We start from the raw sequence: 21,946 nt of genomic DNA on the forward strand, positions 1-21,946 counted from the left end.
TTATTCTTTTTCTTGAATCGTGTCTCCTTCAAATTGAATGATGTAAATATCTTCGCTGTCTTTTTTCATAAAATACTTTTCGCGTGCGTATTTCTCAATTTGTTCAGGATTTTTGAGCAATTTGATCTGCTCTTGATCTTTTTTGATTTCTTCCTGATAATACTTTTTATTATCCTGAAGTTCATTGATTTGTCCATCTAAAAAACGATGGTCAAAATAGGAGTAATTGTCTAGAAATAACATCCAAACTATAAAAAATAGCAAAACCCAAACGTATTTGTTACCAAGGTATTTAAACCATTTTTTGTCTTTGTATGGATTTTTAAATTTCATTTCTAAACGAATATTTCTTTTGAATTTGAGTGTTGTCTCTAGCCCCGATAGTAGTGAAAATCCTTTTGTGTCTCGTTTCTTTAACGAGACACAAAAGATTGTAACGAATAGCGGGAATCAGCTCCTAATTATTATGGTTTAAATTTACGATAAAAATTATGAAATTCTCTGATTAATTACAGCACGAACTACATCAATTGCTACCGTATTGTATTTGTCATTCGGGATAATAATATCTGCAAAAGCTTTAGATGGTTCGATAAATTGCTCATGCATAGGCTTTAAAGTTGTTTGATAACGATTTAAAACTTCGTCAATATCACGTCCACGTTCTGAAATATCTCTTTTTAAACGACGAATTAATCTTTCGTCAGAATCGGCATGAACGAAAACTTTAATATCAAACATATCTCTTAATTCTGGATTTGTTAGAATTAAAATTCCTTCTACAATCATTACTTTTCTTGGATGTGTCGAAACGGTATCGTCGGTTCTATTGTGCTGAATGAAAGAATACACCGGCTGGTCAATTGTTTCTCCTGCTTTTAGCGCTTTTAAATGTTTTACCAATAATTCGAAATCAATTGCTCTCGGGTGATCGAAATTGATTAATGCTCTTTCGTCAAAAGACAAATTGGTAGTTTCTTTGTAATAAGAATCCTGAGAAATCACCCCAACTTCAGTATGTGGCAATTCGTTCATGATTTGGTGTACTACCGTTGTTTTTCCACTTCCTGTTCCTCCTGCAATTCCTATAATGAGCATAAATTTGATGTTATAATTTGTTCCGCAAAAATAATAATTTAACTGAATTGAATAAACATATTGTTTGTTTTAAACCATATAAGCGATGTAAGTTAATTTTAGTCACTGGATGATAATGAAAATAGTTTTTCACTGAATTTATAGCACATATAATGAGAAAAGAATAGATAATTTCTATTGCATATTTATATAATAAGCTGTGTAATTCTTTAAGCTTAAATGAAACTTAAAATAAACTCTTAACTTATAATTCCTTATATGAACTTACATGGTAAAAAAACTAAAAAAAAATCCCGAAAGTAAACCTTCGGGATTTCGTGCAATCAGTATAGTTTAAAAAAATATTCTGAATTTAGTAAGCACTTGTAATTATTTATTCTTTTTTGCTTTTATCATCATTTCAAGCTGATCCCAAAGTTCTTCTGGAATTGCTTCTAATAAGTTGAATTGTCCAGCGCCTTTTAACCATTCGCCTCCGTCAATCGTAATTACATCTCCGTTGATGTAAGATGAAAAGTCAGAAACTAAATAAGCTGCTAAATTGGCTAATTCCTGGTGATCTCCAACTCTTTTTAATGGCACTTTTTTAGCCATATCGAATTTTTCTGAAAGATCTCCAGGCAATAATCTGTCCCAAGCTCCTTTTGTAGGGAATGGCCCCGGAGCAATAGCGTTAGAACGGATTCCGTATTTTGCCCATTCTACAGCCAGACTTCTAGTCATAGCTAAAACTCCAGCTTTTGCAGTAGCACTAGGAACAACGTAAGCAGAACCTGTCCAAGCATAAGTAGTAACGATATTTAAAATCGTAGCCGATGTTTGTTTGGTGTCAATCCAATGTTTTCCAAAGGCTAACGTACAGTTTTTAGAACCTTTAAGTACGATATCTATCACAGTATCAAATGCATTTGCCGACAATCTTTCTGTTGGCGAAATAAAATTTCCTGCCGCATTGTTTAAAAGAACATCTACTTTGCCGAAAACTTTTAAAGTTTCCTGAAGCATATTTTCTACTTCTTCGTAATGACGAACGTCACATTGGAGAGGAAGACATTTGCCTCCAGTTTGGCTTTCCAATTCGGCAGCTGTAGTTTTTAACTTCTCTAAATCTCTAGAAGTTATCGCTACTTGAGCTCCTAATTCGAGAAAATATTTGGTCATAGCTTTACCTAAACCACTTCCGCCGCCTGTAACGACAATAACTTTGCCTTGTAAAGCATCGTCACGTAACATTTTATCTGTATAGCTCATACTTTTTCTTTTTTACAATATTAGTTAAATAAAATAGGATGCACGCATAATAATGTTATAAAATTTTGAGAAATTTTATATATCAGATAATTTTTTTGCTGCAGACTCAAGCGTGAAGTTATCTTTAGCGAAACAAAAACGAATTAATTTCTGGTCTTTATGATCGGAATAGAAAGTTGAAATTGGTATTGCGGCAACTCCATGATCTATAATAAGGTTTTTACAGAAAGTGACATCGTCATCATTTGAAATATTGATATAAGAAGCAACTTGAAAATAAGTTCCTTCGCAAGGTTTTAATTCGAAACGACTGTTTTGAAGCAATTTCTGAAAATAATCTCTTTTTTCTTGATAGAATTTTCCAAGTAAATTTACATCAACAACATCCAAATATTCGCTAATAGCAAATTGAGAAATGCTGTTAACGCTAAAAACCAAAAACTGATGCACTTTTTTGATTTCTTTCATTAAATGCTCAGGCGCAATCGTATAGCCGATTTTCCATCCTGTAATATGAAATGATTTTCCGAAAGAAGAAACCATGACGCATCTATCTAAAAGAAAATCTTTGGTGTGTGCCGAAATATGTTTTTCTTCGAAAGTGATGTATTCGTAAACTTCATCAGAAAGAATAATAATGTCAGGATATTTTTCAAGAAGATTTTTTAATTGAATAAAATCATTTTCGGTTAAAATTTTTCCAGTTGGATTGTGCGGATTATTGATGATCATCATTCTGGTTTTGGCAGAACAGGCTTTCTCTATTCTTTCCCAGTTTGGCGTATAATCATCGTTTAGAGGAACTCGAACAGGTTTTGCTTTACAAAGTAAAACAGGAGATTCATACGAATCGTAACTCGGATCGAGAATAATTACTTCATCATTTTCTTTTACTAATGCTAAAATTGTAGTAAAAATTCCTTGAGTAGCGCCAGCCGTAACCAAAAGTTCAGTTTCTGGATTGATTGTTCTGTTATAAGAATCAAAAGTTAGTTTAGCAATTTTATTCATCAATGGCGGATAACCTGCCATTGGAGTGTATTGATGAACGTTTTCCTTTGATAACCTAGCAACAATATCGGTGAGTCTTTTATCAACAGGAAAATTTGGAAATCCCTGCGAAAGATTTATCGCATTATATTCAGCTGCCATTTTTGACATGACAGTGAAAATGCTTGTGGTTACGTTTGGGAGTTTACTCATAATAAAGTTTGATTTGGGGAAATTTGCGTGTTAAATCAATTGTTTATATTGAAAACTGCTGTGTATGAAAATCGTAAAGGCTCATCATTTTGTCTGCCGGGAATCCATTTTGGAGCCAATTGTAAAACTCGAATAATTTCTTCGGCAGTGTTATATCCAAGATCACGATATATTTTAAAATTAGTTAGTGTTCCGTCTTTTTCAACTACGAAATTTACAAAAATTTTTCCTTTGATATTAGGGTTTTCGTCTGGACATCTAAAATTTGCACGGACAAATTCATATAAGACATTAAAACCACCAGGAAAGTTTGGCACAATACGTAAATTATTATAAACATGATCATCTTCGGTAATAAGATGTTTGTTTTTCTCAGTTTGGGAAAATAGATTTTGTAAAGAACAAATAAAAATTATAACTAAGAACTTTTTCATGATTAAGTAGATATTAAGTTGATTCATATTTAAGAGCTATATGAAACAATTATGTAATATCGACAAAATTAAAAATAGGTAAACTACTTATTTTGCTTTAAAGGTTTGTAAAATAATAGAATAAGTCTTTTTTATCTTAGTTACATTTTATGAATAATAAAAATTGTAGGTCGTTTATCAATATCAATTTTTAATTTCTTCCAATCTGATACTTTCAAAGTTTTGATAAACTCAGTTGGCAAAGTGATATCGGTTGCAATACATAAATGTGTTGACGGATTTAAAATCTGCAAAAGATCTTCAATTAATTTATTGTTTCTATAGGGAGTTTCTATAAATAGTTGCGATTGATTTTTATCCTGAGATAATCTTTCAAAATGACGAATCGCCGATTTTTTTTCGTCTTTATCAATTGGTAAATATCCGTTGAAAGTAAAACTCTGGCCGTTCATTCCAGAAGCCATCATAGCCAATAGGATAGAAGAAGGTCCAACCAAAGGCACCACCTGAATTCCTTTTTCATGTGCTAACTTTACTATTACAGCGCCCGGATCAGCAACGCCTGGACAGCCGGCTTCGCTCATTAAACCCATATTTTTTCCTTCTAATAAAGGTTTGATGAAATCTAAATGTTCGCTAGTTTCGGTTCTTTTATTTAAAGTAAAAAGAACCAATTCTGATTGTTTTTTCTCTGGATAAACTGCTTTAATAGATTTTCTGGCAGTCTTGTCGTTTTCAACAATATAGTGATCTATAACTTCTATAGTTCTTCTAACAGTTTGAGGTAAAACATCCATCGGATCGCTTTCGCCCATTGTGGTTGGAATTAAATATAGTTTTCCGAAAGATTTCATAATGTGTTTTTGTTTTAAATTAAAAAATTCAATTATCTCTTTTTAAGAAACAATTGAATTGTATTAAGAATGTTTTTTAAGAAGTTGATCTGCAATGATATCGGTTACTTCGTCTAGCATTTGATATACGTTGTCAAAACCATTTACACTTCCATAATATGGATCTGGAACATCGACATTTTCGTCTGGAAATAAATCGTTCAAAATCATGCGGATTTTGTTTTTATGTTCTGGAGTTTTGGCTAAATGCAGCACATCGCGAAAATTCGAACCATCCATTACATAAATATAATCGAATTCATCAAAATCAGAAACTTGAATCTGTCTGCCTTTTTGAGCGCTGATATTAATTCCGTTTTTTCTGGCAACTTCTATAGAACGTTTGTCGGGACAATGGCCAACGTGCCAAGAGCCTGTTCCAGCCGAATCAACGAAGAATTTATTTTGAGGTAATTTAGAAGCTAAAATTCCTTCTGCTAAAGGAGATCGGCAGATATTCCCCAAACAAACCATTAAAACTTTTATTGGCATGATCGCGTTATAGCGTTAGTTTTTTATTAATGTCTTCGACAAATTTTTTGAATTGCTTGTCTGTAGAAACTAAATTGTCGACTGTTTTACAAGCATGAAGAACAGTTGCGTGATCGCGGTCTCCAATTTGTGAACCAATATTTGCCAAAGAAGCCTTAGTGAATTTTTTTGCAAAGAACATTGCTAATTGTCTTGCTTGAACAACGTGCCTCTTTCTGGTTTTAGATTGAAGTGTTTCAATATCCAATTGGAAATAGTCTGAAACAATTTTCTGGATATAATCGATAGAGATTTCTCTCTTTACGTTTTTAACAAATTTCTCGACAACACTTTTAGCCAATTCAATCGTAACTTCTTTTTTATTGAAAGAAGATTGAGCGATTAACGAAATGATAGCACCTTCTAATTCTCTAACATTAGATTTGATGTTTCTTGCAACGTATTCTAAAATATCTTCTGGCATTTCTACACCATCACGGTACAAAATGTTTTTTAAGATTGAGATACGAGTTTCGTAATCAGGCTGGTGTAATTCTGCAGATAATCCCCATTTAAAACGAGATAATAATCTTTGTTCAATATCCTGCATGTCAACGGGAGCTTTGTCTGAAGTAAGAATTACTTGTTTTCCGTTTTGGTGTAAATAGTTGAAAATATGGAAGAATACATCTTGTGTTCCAGATTTTCCAGATAAAAACTGAACGTCATCAATAATTAATACGTCGATTAACTGATAAAAATGAATGAAATCGTTACGATTATTCTTTTTGACAGAATCAATATATTGCTGTGTAAAAATCTCTGCAGAAATATATAAAACAGTCTTTTCCGGATACTTATCTTTTACTTCTACGCCTATAGCATGCGCTAAGTGCGTTTTTCCTAAACCAACTCCTCCAAAAATTAATAATGGGTTAAATGAAGTTCCTCCAGGTTTGTTGGCAACCGCCATACCCGCAGAACGAGCCAAACGGTTCGAATCTCCTTCTAAGAAATTATCAAAACTATAGTTCGGATTTAACTGAGACTCAATTTTTAAATTTCTAATTCCAGGAATTACAAACGGATTTTTAAGTTCAGGATTTAGGTTTTTAAACGGAGCATCAACCTCTTGCGGTTTCATTGGCACTCTGTTGGCGCTTGGCAGCTGCTCGGTAAACGGCTGTTTATTGCCATAAGTGTTCTCCATTTTAATTTTATAGAGTAACTTTGCGTTTTTTCCCAGTTCTTTGGTAAGCGCAACTTTCAATAATTTTACGTAGTGCTCTTCGAGCCATTCGTAGAAAAATTTACTTGGAACCTGAATGTATAATGCGTTATCGGTTAGCTCAACTGATTTGATTGGTTCAAACCAAGTTTTATATGCTTGGTCTTGAATATTATCCTTTATAAAGGACAAACAGTTTTCCCATACCGATTGAGCAGTTTTAGTCATAGATTCAGATAAATTTTTATTATTGTTATAAAGATTCTCCTAATAAAAGAGGAGCAATTTTATTCCGTATTTCGGGATAACAAATATGTGAACAAATTTCTGTAAAAAAAAATATTTTGGTATCTAATTTTATAAAAAAAAGTTGTAAAGAGGCTTTTTAAATTCGAATTTTTTTAATATTTTATCAATGAAAAATCACCAGACTCAAGTACGAGTTCGTTACTCAGAAACTGACCAAATGGGAGTCGTTTATCACGGCAATTATGTTCCTTATTTTGAAATTGGACGCGTGGAATGGCTTAGAAATAAAGGGGTTTCGTATAAAAGCATGGAAGAAAGCGGAATTGGCCTTCCGATTGTGAACATGAATATCAATTATAAAAAGTCGGCAAGATATGACGAACTTTTAACAATTCATACGACTTTTAAAAGTCACTCTTCTGTCAAGATTGAATTTGACTGCGCAATCTATAATGAAGCAAATGAGTTATTAACAACTGCGACGTTTATTTTAGTATTTGTTGCGTTAAAAACGGGTCGTCCAACAGCTCCTCCAGAATACATTTTAGATATATTTAAAACGCTTGAATAATTGTTAAAACGCAATGCTTTTTTCTAACGTTTTATACTAATTTAATATCGATTTCGAACATTAAATCAAAAATGCTGAACACCGTTTCGGCATTTTTTTTTCGTGTTTTCGTCACAATTTTGCCAATTGGCAAACCAGAATCTTCATCCATTTCCATTTCTTGAGATACGATTTCTAATTTCTTTTCTTTAATAACACGCATTACTTTATTCATGTTTTTATAATCAAAAGAAATTAAAAATTCGACATCAATGGTTTTTTCAACAATTTCACAAATCTGTAATGTTTCTTGGGCTGTAGTTCTGTAAGCACTTATTAAACCGCCAACGCCTAATTTTACTCCTCCAAAAATACGAACCACTACAACAAGAACGTTAGTTAATCCAAAAGATTGTATTTGGCCGTAAATTGGCGCGCCAGCCGTATTGCTTGGTTCGCCGTCATCGTTGGCGCGATACGAAATTTTATTTCCAACACCAATTTGGTAAGCGTAACAATAATGCACAGCGTGCGGATGCTGTTTTTTGAGTTCTTCTATTATGGGTTTTACTTCGTCTTCATGATCTATCGGAAATGCATAGCCAAAGAATTTACTGCCTTTTTCCTTAAACAGTATTTCTTCAGATGCAGATGCAATAGTTTGATAAGTGTCGTTAATTTCCAAAAGAGATAATCTTATATTTTATTTTTTAGCCACAGATTAAAAAGATTTTAAGGATTTTTTTTAATGAAAATCTGTATGAATCCTTTAATCTGTGGCTTATTTTTTCTTAAAGTATATTTTTTTTATAAAGATCAACCACATCTTCTTTGCCAACTTGAAGATTCCAGACTTTGATTCCTAAAGCAGCAGCGCTGTCGGTATTTTCGGTTTTATCATCAATAAACAAAGTATTTTCGGCAGTCAAATTATTTTCATCCAAAACAAATTGGTAGATTTTTGGATCTGGTTTTCTCATTCCGATATCAAATGAAAAATATACTTTTTCGAAACAAGCATAAAAATCTTTGTAAAAAGAAACGCCACTTTTTTCTTCAAATGTATTGATGTGAATCGAATCGGTATTGCTGAGCAGAAATAAACGATATTTTTTTGATAATTCTTGAAGAAACTCCAATCGATAAAAAGGGAAATCTGCTAGAACAGCATTCCAAGCTTTTAAAATTTCTTCTTTAGAAGCATTTGGCAATTGTTTTTGAAAACCGCCAACAAAATCTTCTGGCGAAATTGCTCCAACTTCAAACGAAAGATTCAATTGGTCAAAATCAGAATTCCATTCCGTCATTCCCAGTTTTTGCAAACCAGAAATTGTGGCAGGTTTATCCAAGTTGATAAAAATATCTCCAAAGTCAAAAATTATAGCATCAATCATAATTTCTAATCAGTATTAATTCGTCACGTAAAATATTGGTTTTTGAACTATTTTTCCTCGAAATAACAGGCGCTTTTGTTCCTGTTGAAAAATTTGCTTTTCCGATAAAAATTCGGGCTTCGTCCCAAAGATTTTCATCTATAAAAGATTGAAGTGTTTGTCTTCCACCTTCAATAATTACAGATTGAATCTGATTCTGATATAAGACATCCAAAATCTGTGGAATAACATTTTTGCCAAAATCAATTGCTTCAAACTGCGTATTTTCTTTTGAAGGTTTTGAAATTTTAGAAAAAACAATTGTTCTTACCGTTTCATCAAAAATAAAACTGTTTTCTTCGATTCGATTGTTTTGATCGATAACGATTCTTGTGGGATTATTTCCAAACCAATCTCGGGCATTCAGCTTTGGATTATCGTCAACAACAGTTTGTGTTCCAACTAAAATAGCCTGTTCTTCAGTTCGCCATTTGTGAACCAATTGTCTGGAATATTCATTCGTAATCCAAATTGGTTTTCGATCTTGACCGATGGTTTTTTCTGGAGCCAAAAAGCCATCTTGACTTTCTGCCCATTTTAAAATAATATAAGGTCGCTTTTTTTGATGAAAAGTAAAAAAACGTTTATTCAATTCGTTGCATTCGTCTTCTAAAATCCCAACCGTAACATTAGCACCGGCTTCAATCAGTTTTTTTATTCCTCTTCCAGCAACTTTTTCGTTAGGGTCAACCGTTCCCACAACAACATTCGGAATTTTATTGGCAATAATCAGATCGCAACAAGGAGGAGTTTTGCCAAAATGGCTGCAAGGTTCTAAACTCACATAAATAGTTGCTTTTTTTAGCAAAGATTTATCTTTGACAGAATTAACTGCATTTACTTCAGCATGCGGTTCGCCCGCTTTTTTATGCCAGCCTTCGCCAATAATCTGATTTTCATAGACAATTACACTGCCAACCATTGGGTTTGGGTAAGTTGTTCCAAAACCATTTTGAGCAAGTTCTATACAGCGTTTTATGTATTTTTCATGTATATTCACAGTGCAAAAGTAGTTAATTTTGAGTTGATCGCTAGCGTAAAAAAGTCTGTTATGAAACAATCTTAAAAGTTGTAACGGTATCAAAAAACTATCTTTATTTTTGTATTTATAATGAATTAGAATAAAAAAATGGTAAATTGGCTAATAAGGGCAATTAAAAAAGAAGACAATCAAGCAGTTGCAAGTTTGATACGATCTGTTTTTGATGAAATGGAAATTCCAAAAGTAGGAACTGCATACGAAGATCCATATCTGGATTTGATGTTTGAAGAATACAGCAAGCCCAAATCGGTTTATTTTGTTGTCGAAAATGAAGGAGAAATTGTAGGTTGTGCGGGAATTGCGCCTTTGGAAAATGGAGATCCTGAAATTTGTGAATTGCAGAAAATGTATTTTCTTCCAAAAACAAGAGGTTTGGGAATTGGAACGCAAATGATGGAAAAATGTTTAGATCAAGCCAGAGCTTTTGGTTTCAAAAAATGTTATATCGAAACCATGCCATTTATGCATGCTGCACAAAAGCTATATGTAAAATCTGGTTTTGAATATTTAGATGCTCCGTTAGGTTCGACGGGACATTGTTCTTGCCCTGTATGGATGCTGAAAGTTTTGTAATTAAAATGTAACAATTTTAAGCTAGCAAGACTTATTGAAGATAAAAATGTCAGTTTTCTGCTGATATAAAATGCTCAAAAACTAAAAATGAAGATTAAACAATATCGTACTCAGTTTATTAAAGAATTAGCTCCTTTTTACGATGCGTACGAAGCGGAGAGCTTTTTTTATCTGATTTTGGAAGATAAACACCAGCTTCGTCAGATTGATTTGGCTTTAAATCATGAATTAACATTTGAGGAGAATGATTTTGTAATATGGGACGAACTGCTGAAACAGCTTAAAAAAGAAGTTCCAATTCAATATTTGCTTGGGAAAACAAATTTTTACGGTTTGGATTTTGAAGTAAATGAAAATGTGCTGATTCCGCGACCAGAAACGGAAGAATTGGTCGAATGGATTATTAATGAGAATGCTGGTTCAGAAAAATCTAAAAAAATAAAAATTCTTGATATTGGAACAGGAAGTGGCTGTATTGCTATTTCGCTGGCAAAAAATCTTCCAAACGCAGAAGTTTTTGGAATTGATGTCTCTAAAAAAGCTATTGAAACGGCAAAAAGAAACGCTATCACCAATAATGTTGATGTTACTTTTATGCTTCTAAATATTTTAGAGACAGAAGAGTTTACCTGTCAGTTTGATATAATTGTTTCGAATCCGCCTTATGTTCGAAATTTAGAAAAAGAAGAGATTAAAAAAAATGTGTTGGATTATGAACCACATTTAGCGCTTTTCGTAGAAGATAGTGATCCGCTTATTTTTTATCGAAAAATTGCTTCTTTAGCTCAAAATGGACTTAAAGAAAAAGGAAAATTGTATTTTGAAATCAATCAATATCTTGGAAAAGAAATGATCGATTTGCTCGAAAATATGAGCTTCGAAAACGTAGAGCTTCGAAAAGATATCTACGACAACGATCGTATGATTTCGGGTAAGGTTTTAAAAGGTTTATAGGTATAAAAAAAAGAAATGGATTTAAGGATTAGGAATTATGATTCGAATCAAATATCTGAGGGATTTGATATTGTAATTCCTTCGGGAGGTTCATCAGATTTGAAGGCTTCGTATGTTGATTTTGAGTTTCCAGAACAACCACAATATAATATCACTGCAAAATTTTTTCTACATGAAGATAATTCGGAAGTAAATAATTTTAGTTTCGTTTATTTCAAAAATATAGATTTAATCTTCTTTAGATTTGTTTACCAATGGGGAATTATTGATCTTAAAAACAGAAAATTGAAAAGAAATGTAATTGCTGGGAGTCTAGATTTTCCATTTTTTTATTTACATGAAAATTGTATTTTAATTGTGGACGATTTGTTTGCTGAAACTTTAACATTTTATGGAGAAACAATTGATGCAATTCAGAACGAGCAGCCTCATGAAATTATAGAATATGAGGATTATTTTGAATTCGACATAATAGGAGTTGAAAAAAGAAAACTTATGAAAAAGGTATTAAACGCTCAGGTTTAAACTGAAGCGAAAATAAATCTATTCGTAGCGCAGCGCTTCAATCGGATCTAATTTTGATGCTTTAATAGCTGGATATAAACCAGAAACCAAGGCCACGCAAAAACTCGTCGCAAAAGCAGCAAAAATTGCCATCCACGGAATTACAAATGCAAAACTCATAGCTGTTGCTATAGCAAAACCGAGCAAAATTCCTAAAACGATTCCGACTAGACCTCCAATTTGACCAATCAATAAAGTTTCGATAAAAAACTGAAAAGCAACGGTAGATCTTTTTGCTCCTAAAGCTTTACGAACACCAATTTCGCGAGTGCGTTCTGTAACCGAAACGACCATAATATTCATTAAAGCAATAGAGGATCCTAAAATCGTAATTACAGAAATAGTCCAAGCGGCTATACTTAAATATTGCGTTATACTGAGAATACGGTTAATTAAATCGTCGCTTCTCACTACTCCAAAATTATTATCGCGCACTGGGCTTAGCTTGCGAACTCTTCGCATAGTGCTTGTGGCATTGTCAATGGCTTCGTCTAAAACTTCTTTTTTAGAAACCATAACGCTTACGGTATAATTTATGTTTGGCGCAGTAAACAAAGATCGCGCTACCTGAATCGGAATTAAAACACGCAAATCTTGGCTGTTTCCAAACGTCGAACCTTTTTCTTTTAATACTCCGATAACTTTAAAACGTGCACCTCGAATAGAAATGATTTTGTCAATCGGATTTATGTCTTTTAAAAGTCCTTTTTCAAAATCGGAACCCACAACACAAGAATAAGTATTGTTTTCAATGTCAAACTGATTAAAACTTCTTCCTAAGCTAGTTTCAAGTCCAGAATTGGTAATAAAATGTTCGTCAACTCCAACTACAGTAATTTCTGGGTCTGTTTTTTCTCCTAAATATTTTACTTCTGCAGTTGTGGTTGCAGTAAAAGAAAGAGAAGTTTCTGTAAAAGGATATTTGTATTTTGTTTTGAAAGCAACAGCTTCTGGATAAGAAATAATCGGGTTGATGACTTCGCGTTCATTCCCGCCGCGGTTTCGAACTTTATTTTCGTATTGGTTAATATTGAAAGTATTGGCGCCCATTGAAGCAAAATCGTTCGAAATGGTATTGTCCAAGGCCGAAACAACGGTTAAGATTCCGACCAAAGCCGTAATCCCGATAGCAATAATTAAAACGGTAAGAATAGTACGCAGCAATTGGGTTTTTATAGAACCAAACGCAATTCGAATATTTTCTTTAAATAATTTTAGCATCATGACCAATTTGTCACGAAAATACGTTTTTTGTTACAAGTTTGTTTTCGAACAGTTAATATTTATTTTAAAAAGTAAGATATTTGCAGGCGATTTAGCATTTGCAGAAAATCAAAAAATCAAATAAATAAATGTCAAAGTGTTTTAGAATTTAAGATTCAGAAAAAAATCTAAAATCTAAAATCAACAATCTAAAATAAATAAGATGGCTTCAAAACCAAGTATACCAAAAGGAACAAGAGATTTTTCACCAGCAGAGGTGTCAAAACGTCAATATATTATTCAAACTATAAAAGCGAATTTCGAAAAATTTGGTTTCCAGCCAATCGAAACGCCTTCGTTTGAAAATTCAGATACCTTAATGGGGAAATATGGAGAAGAAGGAGATCGTCTGATTTTTAAAATCTTGAATTCAGGAAATTTTTTCTACAATAAAAGTAAAATTGAACTGCCAGAATCAATTGAAGAATTACAGTTGAATTCTGCAGAAAAAATATCTTTAGAACAGAGAATTGAATTAAATAAATTCACAGGAAAAATTTCTGAAAAAGCTTTGCGTTACGATTTGACCGTTCCGTTTGCAAGATATGTAGTGCAGCACCAAAGTGAAATTGAATTTCCCTTCAAAAGATATCAGATTCAACCAGTTTGGAGAGCAGATAATCCGCAAAAAGGGCGTTTTAGAGAATTTTTTCAATGCGATGCCGATGTTGTGGGCTCAAAATCGCTTTGGCAGGAAGTGGAATTGGTTCAATTATACGATACTGTTTTTACGGCTTTAGGTTTAGAAGGGGTTACAATCAAAATCAATAACCGTAAAATTTTATCTGGAATTGCTGAGGTAATTGGCGCATCAGATAAATTAATTGATTTTACAGTTGCATTGGATAAACTGGACAAAATCGGTGAAGACGGTGTTAAAAAAGAAATGATCGAAAAAGGAATTTCTGAAGAGGCTTTAGTAAAAGTACAGCCACTTTTTAGTTTCTCAGGAACTTTTACAGACAAAATAGCACAGCTTTCGGAATTATTGTCATCTTCTGAAGAAGGAATGAAAGGTGTTGAAGAATTGAAATTCATTTGTGACAACGTTGCTGTTTTAGGACTTTCGACAGCTACTTTAGATTTGGATGTGACACTTGCTCGCGGATTAAATTATTACACCGGAGCTATTTTTGAAGTTGCGGCTCCTAAAACAGTAGCGATGGGTTCTATCGGCGGCGGCGGAAGATATGACGATTTGACTGGTATTTTTGGTTTAAAGAATATGAGTGGTGTCGGAATTTCTTTTGGATTGGATAGAATTTATTTAGTTCTTGAAGAATTACAATTATTTCCAGAAACCGTTGCAGCTACCTCAAAAGCGATATTTTTGAATTTTGGAGATAAAGAAGCTTTATATGCTTCGCAAGCGATTCAGAAATTGAGACAAGAAAACATAAAAGTAGAATTGTATCCTGATAGTGTAAAAGTTGGAAAACAATTTCAATACGCAGACAAACGATTGATTCCGTTTGCAGTATTGGTTGGAGATCAGGAAATTGCTTCAAATTCGTATGCGTTAAAAAATCTAGTTTCAGGAGAGCAGGTAACTGTCGATTTTGAAGGTTTGAAGAATGCTTTGTTGGGGTAAGATTTAACCGCAAAGAGCGCAAGGGGTTACGCAAAGGCCGCAAAGTTTTTTTGCCACAAATTGCACGAATTTTCACGAATTGATTTAAAACATAGCCCACGGTTTCAACCGTGGGAGCGCAAAGATTTTTTTTTGCCACAGATTAAAAAGATTAAAAAGATTTTTTTTGCCACAAATTGCACAAATTTTCGCGAATTTTTTTAACATAGCCCACGGTTTCAAACGTGGGAACGCAAAGAATTTTTTGCCACAGATTAAAAGATTAAAAAGATTTTTTTAGCCACAAATTACACAAATTTTCGCGAATTTTTTTAAATATAGCCTACGGTTTCAACCGTGGGAACGCAATGTTTTTCTTGTTTCAAGTAGATTTTACAGATTTAGAAAAATTAATTTGAATCTATAATCTAAAGATTCAGAGTGACTTGGCTTAAATTGGTTTAAATCGGGGGAAAATAACTTGGTAGAGAAGAAAAAAAGCTTTTAATTTGCGACCTCAAGTTACGGGCGTAGTTCAAGGGTAGAATAGCGGTCTCCAAAACCGTTGATGGGGGTTCGAATCCCTCCGCCCGTGCAAAACATAGTAGATGACAACTCTGTCAGATAAAAAAGCTCAAGCATAAAAAAAAGCTTCGTCTCTATAGGCGAAGCTTTTTTTAATATAAGGTAAATTTGAATTAATAATTATTTAGAGGCAGAAGCCAACCCTTAAATTCAATTTTTGGTGGTAATAATTAATGTTTATTGGTCTCAAAGATAAGATAAACTAAAACGTAATAGTCTTAAAATTATAATAAATTTTTTCTGCGTAATTATGTTTTTTAAATGTCTCATAATTAATAAAGTGACAATTTGACATTTTATAAGATTTGGCAGTACTTTTGCAATCTAACAGAAAGAAATAAAAAATGAAGTTTAAAAATATTTTTAAAAATAAAAGTAATATGACTACGGAAAATACAGAATTCGATCAGGAATTAGATGATGCAACGATAGAGACTAACGCTAATGGAGAGCAATTAATTGTTGAAGAATTAAGTGTTGAGGAGCAGTTAGCTCAAGACTTAGCTAAAGAAAAAGATAAGTTTTTGAGATTATTCGCCGAATTTGAAAATTACAAAAAAAGAACTTCAAAAGAGCGTCTTGAATTATTTAAAACAGCAAACCAAGAAGTTTTATTGGCTATGCTTCCAGTTTTAGATGATTTTGACAGAGCTGCTGTAGAAATTAATAAATCTGATGACGAAAATCTTAAAAAAGGAGTGGAGCTAATTCACGAAAAACTGAAAAGTACTTTAGTTTCTAAAGGTTTAGAGCAGGTTGATGTAAAAGCAGGCGATGATTTTAATGCGGATTTTGCTGAGGCAATTACTCAAATTCCCGCTCCTTCTGATAAATTAAAAGGTAAAATTGTTGACGTTATTGAAAAAGGGTACAAATTAGGAGACAAAATTATTCGTTACCCTAAAGTTGTAACTGGAAACTAAAATGCAGATAAAAATTTCAAATGCATTTTTGGAATTTGGAATTTTAAAATTTGGAATTTAACCTTATTATGAAAAAAGATTTTTACGAAATACTAGGCATTTCAAAAAATGCTGATGCTGCCGAAATTAAAAAAGCATATAGAAAAAGCGCTTTAAAATACCATCCTGATAAAAATCCAGGCGACAAAGAGGCAGAAGAAAACTTCAAATTGGCGGCAGAAGCTTACGAAGTTTTAAGTGATCCGCAGAAAAAAGCGAAATACGATCAATACGGTCATCAAGCATTTGATGGTTCTGGCGGATTTGGCGGTGGTCATGGCGGTATGAATATGGATGACATTTTCAGCCAGTTTGGTGATATTTTTGGTGGCGGATTTGGCGGTTTCGGAGGTGGAGGCGGTGGCCCTCGCCGTGCGAAAGGAAGCAATCTTCGAATCAAAGTAAAATTGACTTTGGAAGAAATTGCAAATGGAGTTGAGAAAAAAGTAAAAGTAAAACGTAAAGTTCAGGCCAAAGGCGTAACGTATAAAACTTGTACGACTTGTAACGGTCAAGGTCAAGTAATGCGTGTAACTAACACTATTTTGGGAAGAATGCAATCTGCATCTACTTGTCATACTTGTGGTGGTTCTGGACAAATCTTAGATAAAAAACCTTCTGAAGCAGATGCTCAAGGAATGGTTCAAGAAGACGAAACGGTGTCAATCAAAATTCCTGCGGGAGTTGTTGACGGAATGCAGTTGAAAGTTGCCAATAAAGGTAACGATGCACCAGGAAATAGTATTCCAGGAGATTTAATTGTAGCGATTGAAGAAGTAGAGCACGAATTCTTGAAACGTGAAGGTGAAAATGTTCATTTCGATTTATATATCAGTTTCCCTGAAGCAGTTTTAGGAGCTTCTAAAGATATTGAAGCAATTAACGGAAAAGTTCGTATTAAGCTGGAAGAAGGAATTCAGTCTGGAAAAATCTTAAGATTAAAAGGAAAAGGAATTCCGAGTTTAAACGGTTACGGAAGCGGAGATTTATTGGTTCACGTAAATGTTTGGACACCAAAAACATTAAATAAAGAACAAAAACAATTCTTTGAAAATGCTTTGACAGACGACCATTTTGCTCCAAGTCCAGAGAAATCAGAGAAATCATTTTTTGAAAAAGTAAAAGATATGTTCTCATAATCGGAACTTTTTAAAATTATAAATAAATTAAAAACCCATTCTAGCATAAATTAGAATGGGTTTTTTGCGTAATATGACACAATTTCGCTTCGAATTATTTACTTTTACAGTCGCTGAACCGTAACAGGCAAAGTGACGCAGTAAATCCTTAAAAATAGCATGAGTAACTTACTAGAAGTACATAAAGTCGTAAAAAAATACGGCGACTATGTAGCACTTAACGAAGTTTCATTAAATGTGCCAAAAGGCAGTATATATGGACTTTTAGGTCCGAATGGAGCCGGAAAAACTTCCCTTATCAGAATCATAAACCAAATTACCCTGCCAGACAGTGGCAAAGTAATTTTGGATGGAGAAAGATTACAGCCTAAACATGTCCAAACAATTGGATATCTTCCAGAAGAAAGAGGTTTGTACAGTTCGATGAAAGTGGGAGAACAATGTCTGTATTTAGCTCAAATGAAAGGGCTTTCTAAAGCTGAAGCTAAAAAGCAATTGGATTATTGGTTTGACCGATTAGGAATTCAAGGTTGGTGGAATAAGAAAATACAAGAACTTTCTAAAGGAATGGCGCAGAAAATTCAGTTTGTGGTTTGTGTTTTGCATAAGCCTAAATTGTTGATTTTAGATGAGCCGTTTTCTGGATTTGATCCCGTTAATGCAAATGTGATTAAAGATGAAATTTTGGCATTGAAGGAACAAGGCTCAACGATTATTTTTTCAACTCACAGAATGGAAAGTGTAGAGGAACTTTGCGAAAATATAGCTTTAATTCATAAATCAAATAAACTAATAGAAGGTAAAATTGGCGATGTAAAACGACAGTTTAGAACCAATAGTTTTGAAGTTGGAATCCTAACGAGTAATGTTGAAGGTTTGATGTATGATATTACACAAAAATTTACCGTTTCTCCAGCTAGTTTCAAATCGCTAAATGATGATTTGAAATTAAATATCCAGATTGGAAACGCGGCGCCAAATGAATTATTAAATGTTCTAACACAGCGCGGACAAGTGACACATTTCGTCGAAAAAATTCCAAGCGTTCACGATATTTTTATTCAAACGGTTACTGAAAACACAAAATAAAATTCCAAAAAATAAATTCCAAATTCTAATTGTTAGGTTTTGGAATTTTTAAATTGAAAATTACGAAGAATGAGTATAATTTCGTTGATTATAAAAAGAGAATTTATTGCCAAAGTCCGCAATAAATCTTTTGTTGTCATGACTTTTTTAAGTCCGCTTTTATTTGTCGCTATTGCCTTTTTTATAGGTTATTTAAGCTCAATGAAAGCAGAAACCAAACGCATTGCAATTCATGATGAAACTGGACTTTTTGCTTCAGATTTTTTAAAAGAAAATAAAAAAGGTGCCGAGTTTAAATATCTTAATTTATCTGAAGTTGATGTAAAAGCTTTAAAAGACAGCATCACAAAAGAAAATTTCAACGGACTGATTGTTATTCCTAAAACGAAAAATATAAAAGATTTAGAAAGTAAGATTGAGTTTATTTCTAATAATAGCCCGAGCATTTCTTTTATCGAAAGTACACAGGATATTATCGGAAATAAAATTACAAAACTAAATCTCGAAGAAGCAAAACTGGATACTTTAGCAATTCAAAAAGCGCAATCTGATGTGAATATTCATTTGGTTAAAGCTTCTGGAGAAGAAAGTCTGAAAGGATTAAATGAAATTAAAATCGGAATTGGTGGTGCATTCGGTTACTTGATTATGATGTTCATTATCATTTATGGAAATATGGTAATGCGAAGCGTAATCGAAGAAAAAACAAATCGTATTATCGAAATTATCATTTCGTCTGTTAAACCGTTTCAGCTAATGATTGGTAAAATTGTTGGAACTTCGCTAGCAGGAATTCTACAATTTATAATCTGGGCCATAATTGGTTTAGGGTTAATGTTTGCTGCTTCGGCATTTTTTGGAGTAAATGTGGGGCCAACAGCGAGAATTTCACCAGAAATGATGCAATCAGCACAGCATCAATTATCAGGTTCAGCGCAAATGTATATTGCCGAATTATGGAATCTGCCAATTGCAAGTATCATAATCGGATTTGTAATTTATTTTATTGGAGGTTATTTTCTATACAGCTCATTTTACGCTGCAATTGGAGCCGCTGTTGACAATCAGACTGATTCTCAACAATTTCTGCTTCCAATTTTAATGCCGCTTATTTTGAGCGTTTATATCGGATTTTTCACAGTAGTAAACGATCCTCGCGGAAGTGTTGCGGTTATTTTTTCAATGATTCCGCTAACTTCGCCAATTGTAATGTTAATGCGTATTCCGTTTGGCGTGCCGTGGTGGCAAATTGCAATTTCGGTATCATTATTGTTTGCTACATTTTTCCTTGTGGTTTGGTTCGCTGCAAAAATTTACCGTGTCGGTATTTTAATGTACGGCAAAAAGCCAACCTGGAAAGAATTGTATAAATGGCTTAAATATTGATTTAAAGGTGCTAAGGTACTAAGGTTCTGAGATGCTAAGATTTTAGCCCTAAAGAAAAAACCTTAGAACCTTAGCGTCTCAGAACCTTAGAACCTTAAAAGAAAATGAGTAAAATCCTAATTATAGAAGACGAAGCAGCGATCAGAAGAGTTTTGGTAAAAATTTTATCAGAAGAAAATGATTTGTATCAGGTTGATGAGGCTGAAGATGGGGCTGTGGGACTTGAAAAAATAAAAAACAACGATTATGATTTGGTTTTGTGCGATATCAAAATGCCAAAAATGGACGGTGTTGAGGTTTTAGAAGAAGTAAAAAAGATAAAACCCGAAATTCCGATGGTTATGATTTCTGGTCATGGCGATATGGAAACGGCGATTCAAACCATGCGTTTGGGAGCTTTTGATTATATTTCTAAACCGCCAGATTTGAATCGTTTGCTGAATACGGTTCGTAATGCTTTGGATAAAAAACAATTAGTAGTTGAAAATAAAATCCTGAAGAAAAAAGTCAGCAAAAACTACGAAATGATTGGTGATAGCGAATCGATTAATCATATCAAAGTGATGATTGATAAAGTGGCACCAACAGAAGCCAGAGTTTTAATTACGGGGCCAAACGGAACCGGAAAAGAATTAGTAGCGCATCAGTTGCACGAAAAAAGCGAACGTTCTAGTTTTCCTTTAATTGAAGTAAACTGTGCGGCGATTCCTAGCGAGTTGATCGAAAGTGAGTTGTTCGGACATGTAAAAGGTGCTTTTACATCGGCAGTTAAAGATCGTGCAGGAAAGTTTGAAGCAGCAGACAAAGGAACAATTTTCTTAGATGAAATTGGTGACATGAGCCTTTCGGCGCAAGCCAAAGTATTGCGCGCGCTTCAGGAAAGTATGATTACGCGTGTTGGTGCAGATAAAGATATTAAAGTTGATGTTCGTGTCGTTGCGGCAACCAATAAAGATTTAAAAACAGAAATTGCTGAAGGCCGTTTCCGTGAAGATTTATACCATCGTTTGGCAGTAATTTTAATTAAAGTGCCGCCATTGAATGAAAGACGTGACGATATTCCTGCTTTGATTTCGCATTTTACAGAAAAAATAGCGTCTGAGCAAGGAAATGCAGTGAAGTCGTTTTCGGCGCAAGCCATCAAATTATTGCAAGAATACGATTGGACAGGAAATATTCGTGAACTTCGAAATGTAGTAGAAAGATTGATCATTTTGGGAGGTAACGAAATCTCTGAAACCGACGTAAAAATGTTCGCAAGCAAATAAGATTTGAGATAAGATTTTTCAATCTAAAATCTAAAATCAAAACTCTAAAATTTAGAAATGAAACTAAAAAAAATAAACGAGAAATTACAAGACGGTCTAATCGAAAATGGTCTGACAGAAGCCAATGCTTTGCAAATGGAAACTTTTTCGACGATAAAAAGTGGTGCTGACTGTGTAATTATTTCACCAAACGGAAGCGGAAAAACAACTACAATTGTTTTGAATGTGATTCAGCAATTGGCAGGAAAAAATGAAGAATCGCCTCGTGCCTTGATTATTGTAGAAGACAAAGAAAAGGTTTTGGCTATGGAAGAGCTTTTCGAGAAATACGGTAAATACACCAATCTTGAAGTCTACGGCGTGCATGATAAAGGCGACATGGATTATGACAAAAATTATGTTTCAACAGGAATTGATGTTTTAATTGGAACGCCAACAAAACTAAATGATATGTTTAGTACGGCAGGTTACAACGTAAATCGTCTCAAAATGCTGATTTTAGATGATGCAGATCCAATTTTGAAATTACGTCACGAACCTAAAATTATGCGTATTTCAAACAGTATTGCTAAAACACAGCGAATCATTTTTGCTGAAACTTTGTCAGAACGTGTTGAGATTCTAGCAGACAGAATGCTGGTCGAACCGTATTTGTTTGATATGGATGAAGAAGGCGAAGAAGAACTCGACGAAGAGGAGGATGATATTGAAGAGGAAGAATAAAGATAAGTTTTAATTTTT

Annotated in this window: 23 protein-coding genes and 1 tRNA gene; 12 read left to right on the forward strand and 12 right to left on the reverse strand. The window is 33.5% G+C overall.

Annotated features, from left to right (window positions below):
- The 8 genes from ACWA1F_RS21775 to dnaA form a co-directional block, all read right to left on the reverse strand.
- Complete coding sequence (locus ACWA1F_RS21775) at positions 1-333, reverse strand: FtsB family cell division protein (RefSeq protein WP_125723347.1); 333 nt, start codon at positions 331-333, stop codon at positions 1-3.
- A 156-nt stretch (positions 334-489) separates the two neighbouring features.
- Positions 490-1,098 (reverse strand): uridine kinase, encoded by a 609-nt coding sequence (gene udk / locus ACWA1F_RS21780; protein ID WP_111289226.1) that lies wholly within the window; start codon positions 1,096-1,098, stop codon positions 490-492.
- A gap of 369 nt (positions 1,099-1,467) precedes the next feature.
- Positions 1,468-2,349, reverse strand: coding sequence for an SDR family oxidoreductase (locus ACWA1F_RS21785; RefSeq protein WP_198858279.1), 882 nt, complete (start codon positions 2,347-2,349; stop codon positions 1,468-1,470).
- A gap of 75 nt (positions 2,350-2,424) precedes the next feature.
- A complete protein-coding gene (locus ACWA1F_RS21790) occupies positions 2,425-3,552 on the reverse strand; it encodes a methionine aminotransferase (RefSeq protein WP_456896894.1) in 1,128 nt (375 codons plus the stop codon).
- 35 nt (positions 3,553-3,587) lie between these two features.
- Positions 3,588-3,986 (reverse strand): energy transducer TonB, encoded by a 399-nt coding sequence (locus tag ACWA1F_RS21795; RefSeq protein ID WP_456896896.1) that lies wholly within the window; start codon positions 3,984-3,986, stop codon positions 3,588-3,590.
- Between the two features lie 140 nt (positions 3,987-4,126).
- A complete protein-coding gene (locus ACWA1F_RS21800; protein ID WP_306156230.1) occupies positions 4,127-4,840 on the reverse strand; it encodes an SAM-dependent methyltransferase in 714 nt (237 codons plus the stop codon).
- Between the two features lie 63 nt (positions 4,841-4,903).
- A complete protein-coding gene (locus ACWA1F_RS21805) occupies positions 4,904-5,371 on the reverse strand; it encodes a low molecular weight protein-tyrosine-phosphatase (RefSeq protein WP_456896898.1) in 468 nt (155 codons plus the stop codon).
- A 7-nt stretch (positions 5,372-5,378) separates the two neighbouring features.
- A complete protein-coding gene (gene dnaA / locus ACWA1F_RS21810) occupies positions 5,379-6,806 on the reverse strand; it encodes a chromosomal replication initiator protein DnaA (RefSeq protein WP_095931847.1) in 1,428 nt (475 codons plus the stop codon).
- Between the two features lie 187 nt (positions 6,807-6,993).
- On the opposite strand from dnaA, the gene ACWA1F_RS21815 reads away from it, so the two are divergent.
- Positions 6,994-7,398 carry an acyl-CoA thioesterase gene (locus tag ACWA1F_RS21815; RefSeq protein ID WP_306156228.1) on the forward strand — a complete coding sequence of 135 codons (405 nt, stop codon included), beginning with the start codon at positions 6,994-6,996 and terminating at the stop codon, positions 7,396-7,398.
- Between the two features lie 31 nt (positions 7,399-7,429).
- Here ACWA1F_RS21815 and ACWA1F_RS21820 read toward each other — a convergent pair whose 3' ends face one another.
- The 3 genes from ACWA1F_RS21820 to ribD form a co-directional block, all read right to left on the reverse strand.
- Complete coding sequence (locus ACWA1F_RS21820; RefSeq protein ID WP_456896901.1) at positions 7,430-8,062, reverse strand: IMPACT family protein; 633 nt, start codon at positions 8,060-8,062, stop codon at positions 7,430-7,432.
- Positions 8,063-8,168: 106 nt separating this feature from the next.
- Positions 8,169-8,771: an HAD family hydrolase gene (locus ACWA1F_RS21825; protein WP_456896903.1), complete on the reverse strand. Its 603-nt coding sequence runs from the start codon at positions 8,769-8,771 to the stop codon at positions 8,169-8,171.
- Positions 8,764-9,810, reverse strand: a complete 1,047-nt coding sequence (gene ribD, locus ACWA1F_RS21830) for a bifunctional diaminohydroxyphosphoribosylaminopyrimidine deaminase/5-amino-6-(5-phosphoribosylamino)uracil reductase RibD (protein WP_456896905.1) — start codon at positions 9,808-9,810, stop codon at positions 8,764-8,766. Before ribD ends, ACWA1F_RS21825 begins: the two co-directional genes overlap by 8 nt.
- A 129-nt stretch (positions 9,811-9,939) precedes the next feature.
- On the opposite strand from ribD, the gene ACWA1F_RS21835 reads away from it, so the two are divergent.
- The 3 genes from ACWA1F_RS21835 (at position 9,940) to ACWA1F_RS21845 (ending at position 11,904) form a co-directional block, all read left to right on the forward strand.
- Positions 9,940-10,425 carry a GNAT family N-acetyltransferase gene (locus tag ACWA1F_RS21835; protein WP_456896907.1) on the forward strand — a complete coding sequence of 162 codons (486 nt, stop codon included), beginning with the start codon at positions 9,940-9,942 and terminating at the stop codon, positions 10,423-10,425.
- Positions 10,426-10,512: 87 nt separating this feature from the next.
- The gene (prmC, locus tag ACWA1F_RS21840) at positions 10,513-11,379 is read left to right on the forward strand and encodes a peptide chain release factor N(5)-glutamine methyltransferase (protein ID WP_456896909.1); all 867 of its coding nucleotides are present in this window, start codon (positions 10,513-10,515) and stop codon (positions 11,377-11,379) included.
- A 15-nt stretch (positions 11,380-11,394) separates the two neighbouring features.
- A complete protein-coding gene (locus ACWA1F_RS21845; RefSeq protein ID WP_456896911.1) occupies positions 11,395-11,904 on the forward strand; it encodes a hypothetical protein in 510 nt (169 codons plus the stop codon).
- Positions 11,905-11,922: 18 nt separating this feature from the next.
- On the opposite strand, the gene ACWA1F_RS21850 is transcribed toward ACWA1F_RS21845, so the two are convergent.
- Positions 11,923-13,167 carry an ABC transporter permease gene (locus tag ACWA1F_RS21850; protein ID WP_456896913.1) on the reverse strand — a complete coding sequence of 415 codons (1,245 nt, stop codon included), beginning with the start codon at positions 13,165-13,167 and terminating at the stop codon, positions 11,923-11,925.
- Positions 13,168-13,369: 202 nt separating this feature from the next.
- On the opposite strand from ACWA1F_RS21850, the gene hisS reads away from it, so the two are divergent.
- The 8 genes from hisS (at position 13,370) to ACWA1F_RS21890 (ending at position 21,928) form a co-directional block, all read left to right on the forward strand.
- Positions 13,370-14,797 carry a histidine--tRNA ligase gene (gene hisS / locus ACWA1F_RS21855; RefSeq protein WP_456896915.1) on the forward strand — a complete coding sequence of 476 codons (1,428 nt, stop codon included), beginning with the start codon at positions 13,370-13,372 and terminating at the stop codon, positions 14,795-14,797.
- A gap of 503 nt (positions 14,798-15,300) precedes the next feature.
- Positions 15,301-15,371, forward strand: a tRNA-Trp gene (locus ACWA1F_RS21860).
- A 334-nt stretch (positions 15,372-15,705) separates the two neighbouring features.
- Positions 15,706-16,284, forward strand: coding sequence for a nucleotide exchange factor GrpE (locus ACWA1F_RS21865; protein WP_306156220.1), 579 nt, complete (start codon positions 15,706-15,708; stop codon positions 16,282-16,284).
- Positions 16,285-16,352: 68 nt separating this feature from the next.
- Entirely contained in the window at positions 16,353-17,462 is a 1,110-nt protein-coding gene (dnaJ, locus tag ACWA1F_RS21870) for a molecular chaperone DnaJ (RefSeq protein ID WP_125723360.1), read from the forward strand.
- A 159-nt stretch (positions 17,463-17,621) separates the two neighbouring features.
- Positions 17,622-18,551: an ABC transporter ATP-binding protein gene (locus ACWA1F_RS21875; protein ID WP_456896918.1), complete on the forward strand. Its 930-nt coding sequence runs from the start codon at positions 17,622-17,624 to the stop codon at positions 18,549-18,551.
- A gap of 69 nt (positions 18,552-18,620) precedes the next feature.
- Entirely contained in the window at positions 18,621-19,937 is a 1,317-nt protein-coding gene (locus ACWA1F_RS21880) for an ABC transporter permease (RefSeq protein ID WP_456896920.1), read from the forward strand.
- A 104-nt stretch (positions 19,938-20,041) separates the two neighbouring features.
- Positions 20,042-21,205 (forward strand): sigma-54-dependent transcriptional regulator, encoded by a 1,164-nt coding sequence (locus tag ACWA1F_RS21885; protein WP_456896922.1) that lies wholly within the window; start codon positions 20,042-20,044, stop codon positions 21,203-21,205.
- Between the two features lie 57 nt (positions 21,206-21,262).
- A complete protein-coding gene (locus tag ACWA1F_RS21890; RefSeq protein WP_456896924.1) occupies positions 21,263-21,928 on the forward strand; it encodes a DEAD/DEAH box helicase in 666 nt (221 codons plus the stop codon).
- The last annotated feature ends 18 nt before the right edge of the window (positions 21,929-21,946 follow it).

It is taken from the genome of Flavobacterium erigeronis (assembly GCF_054075165.1).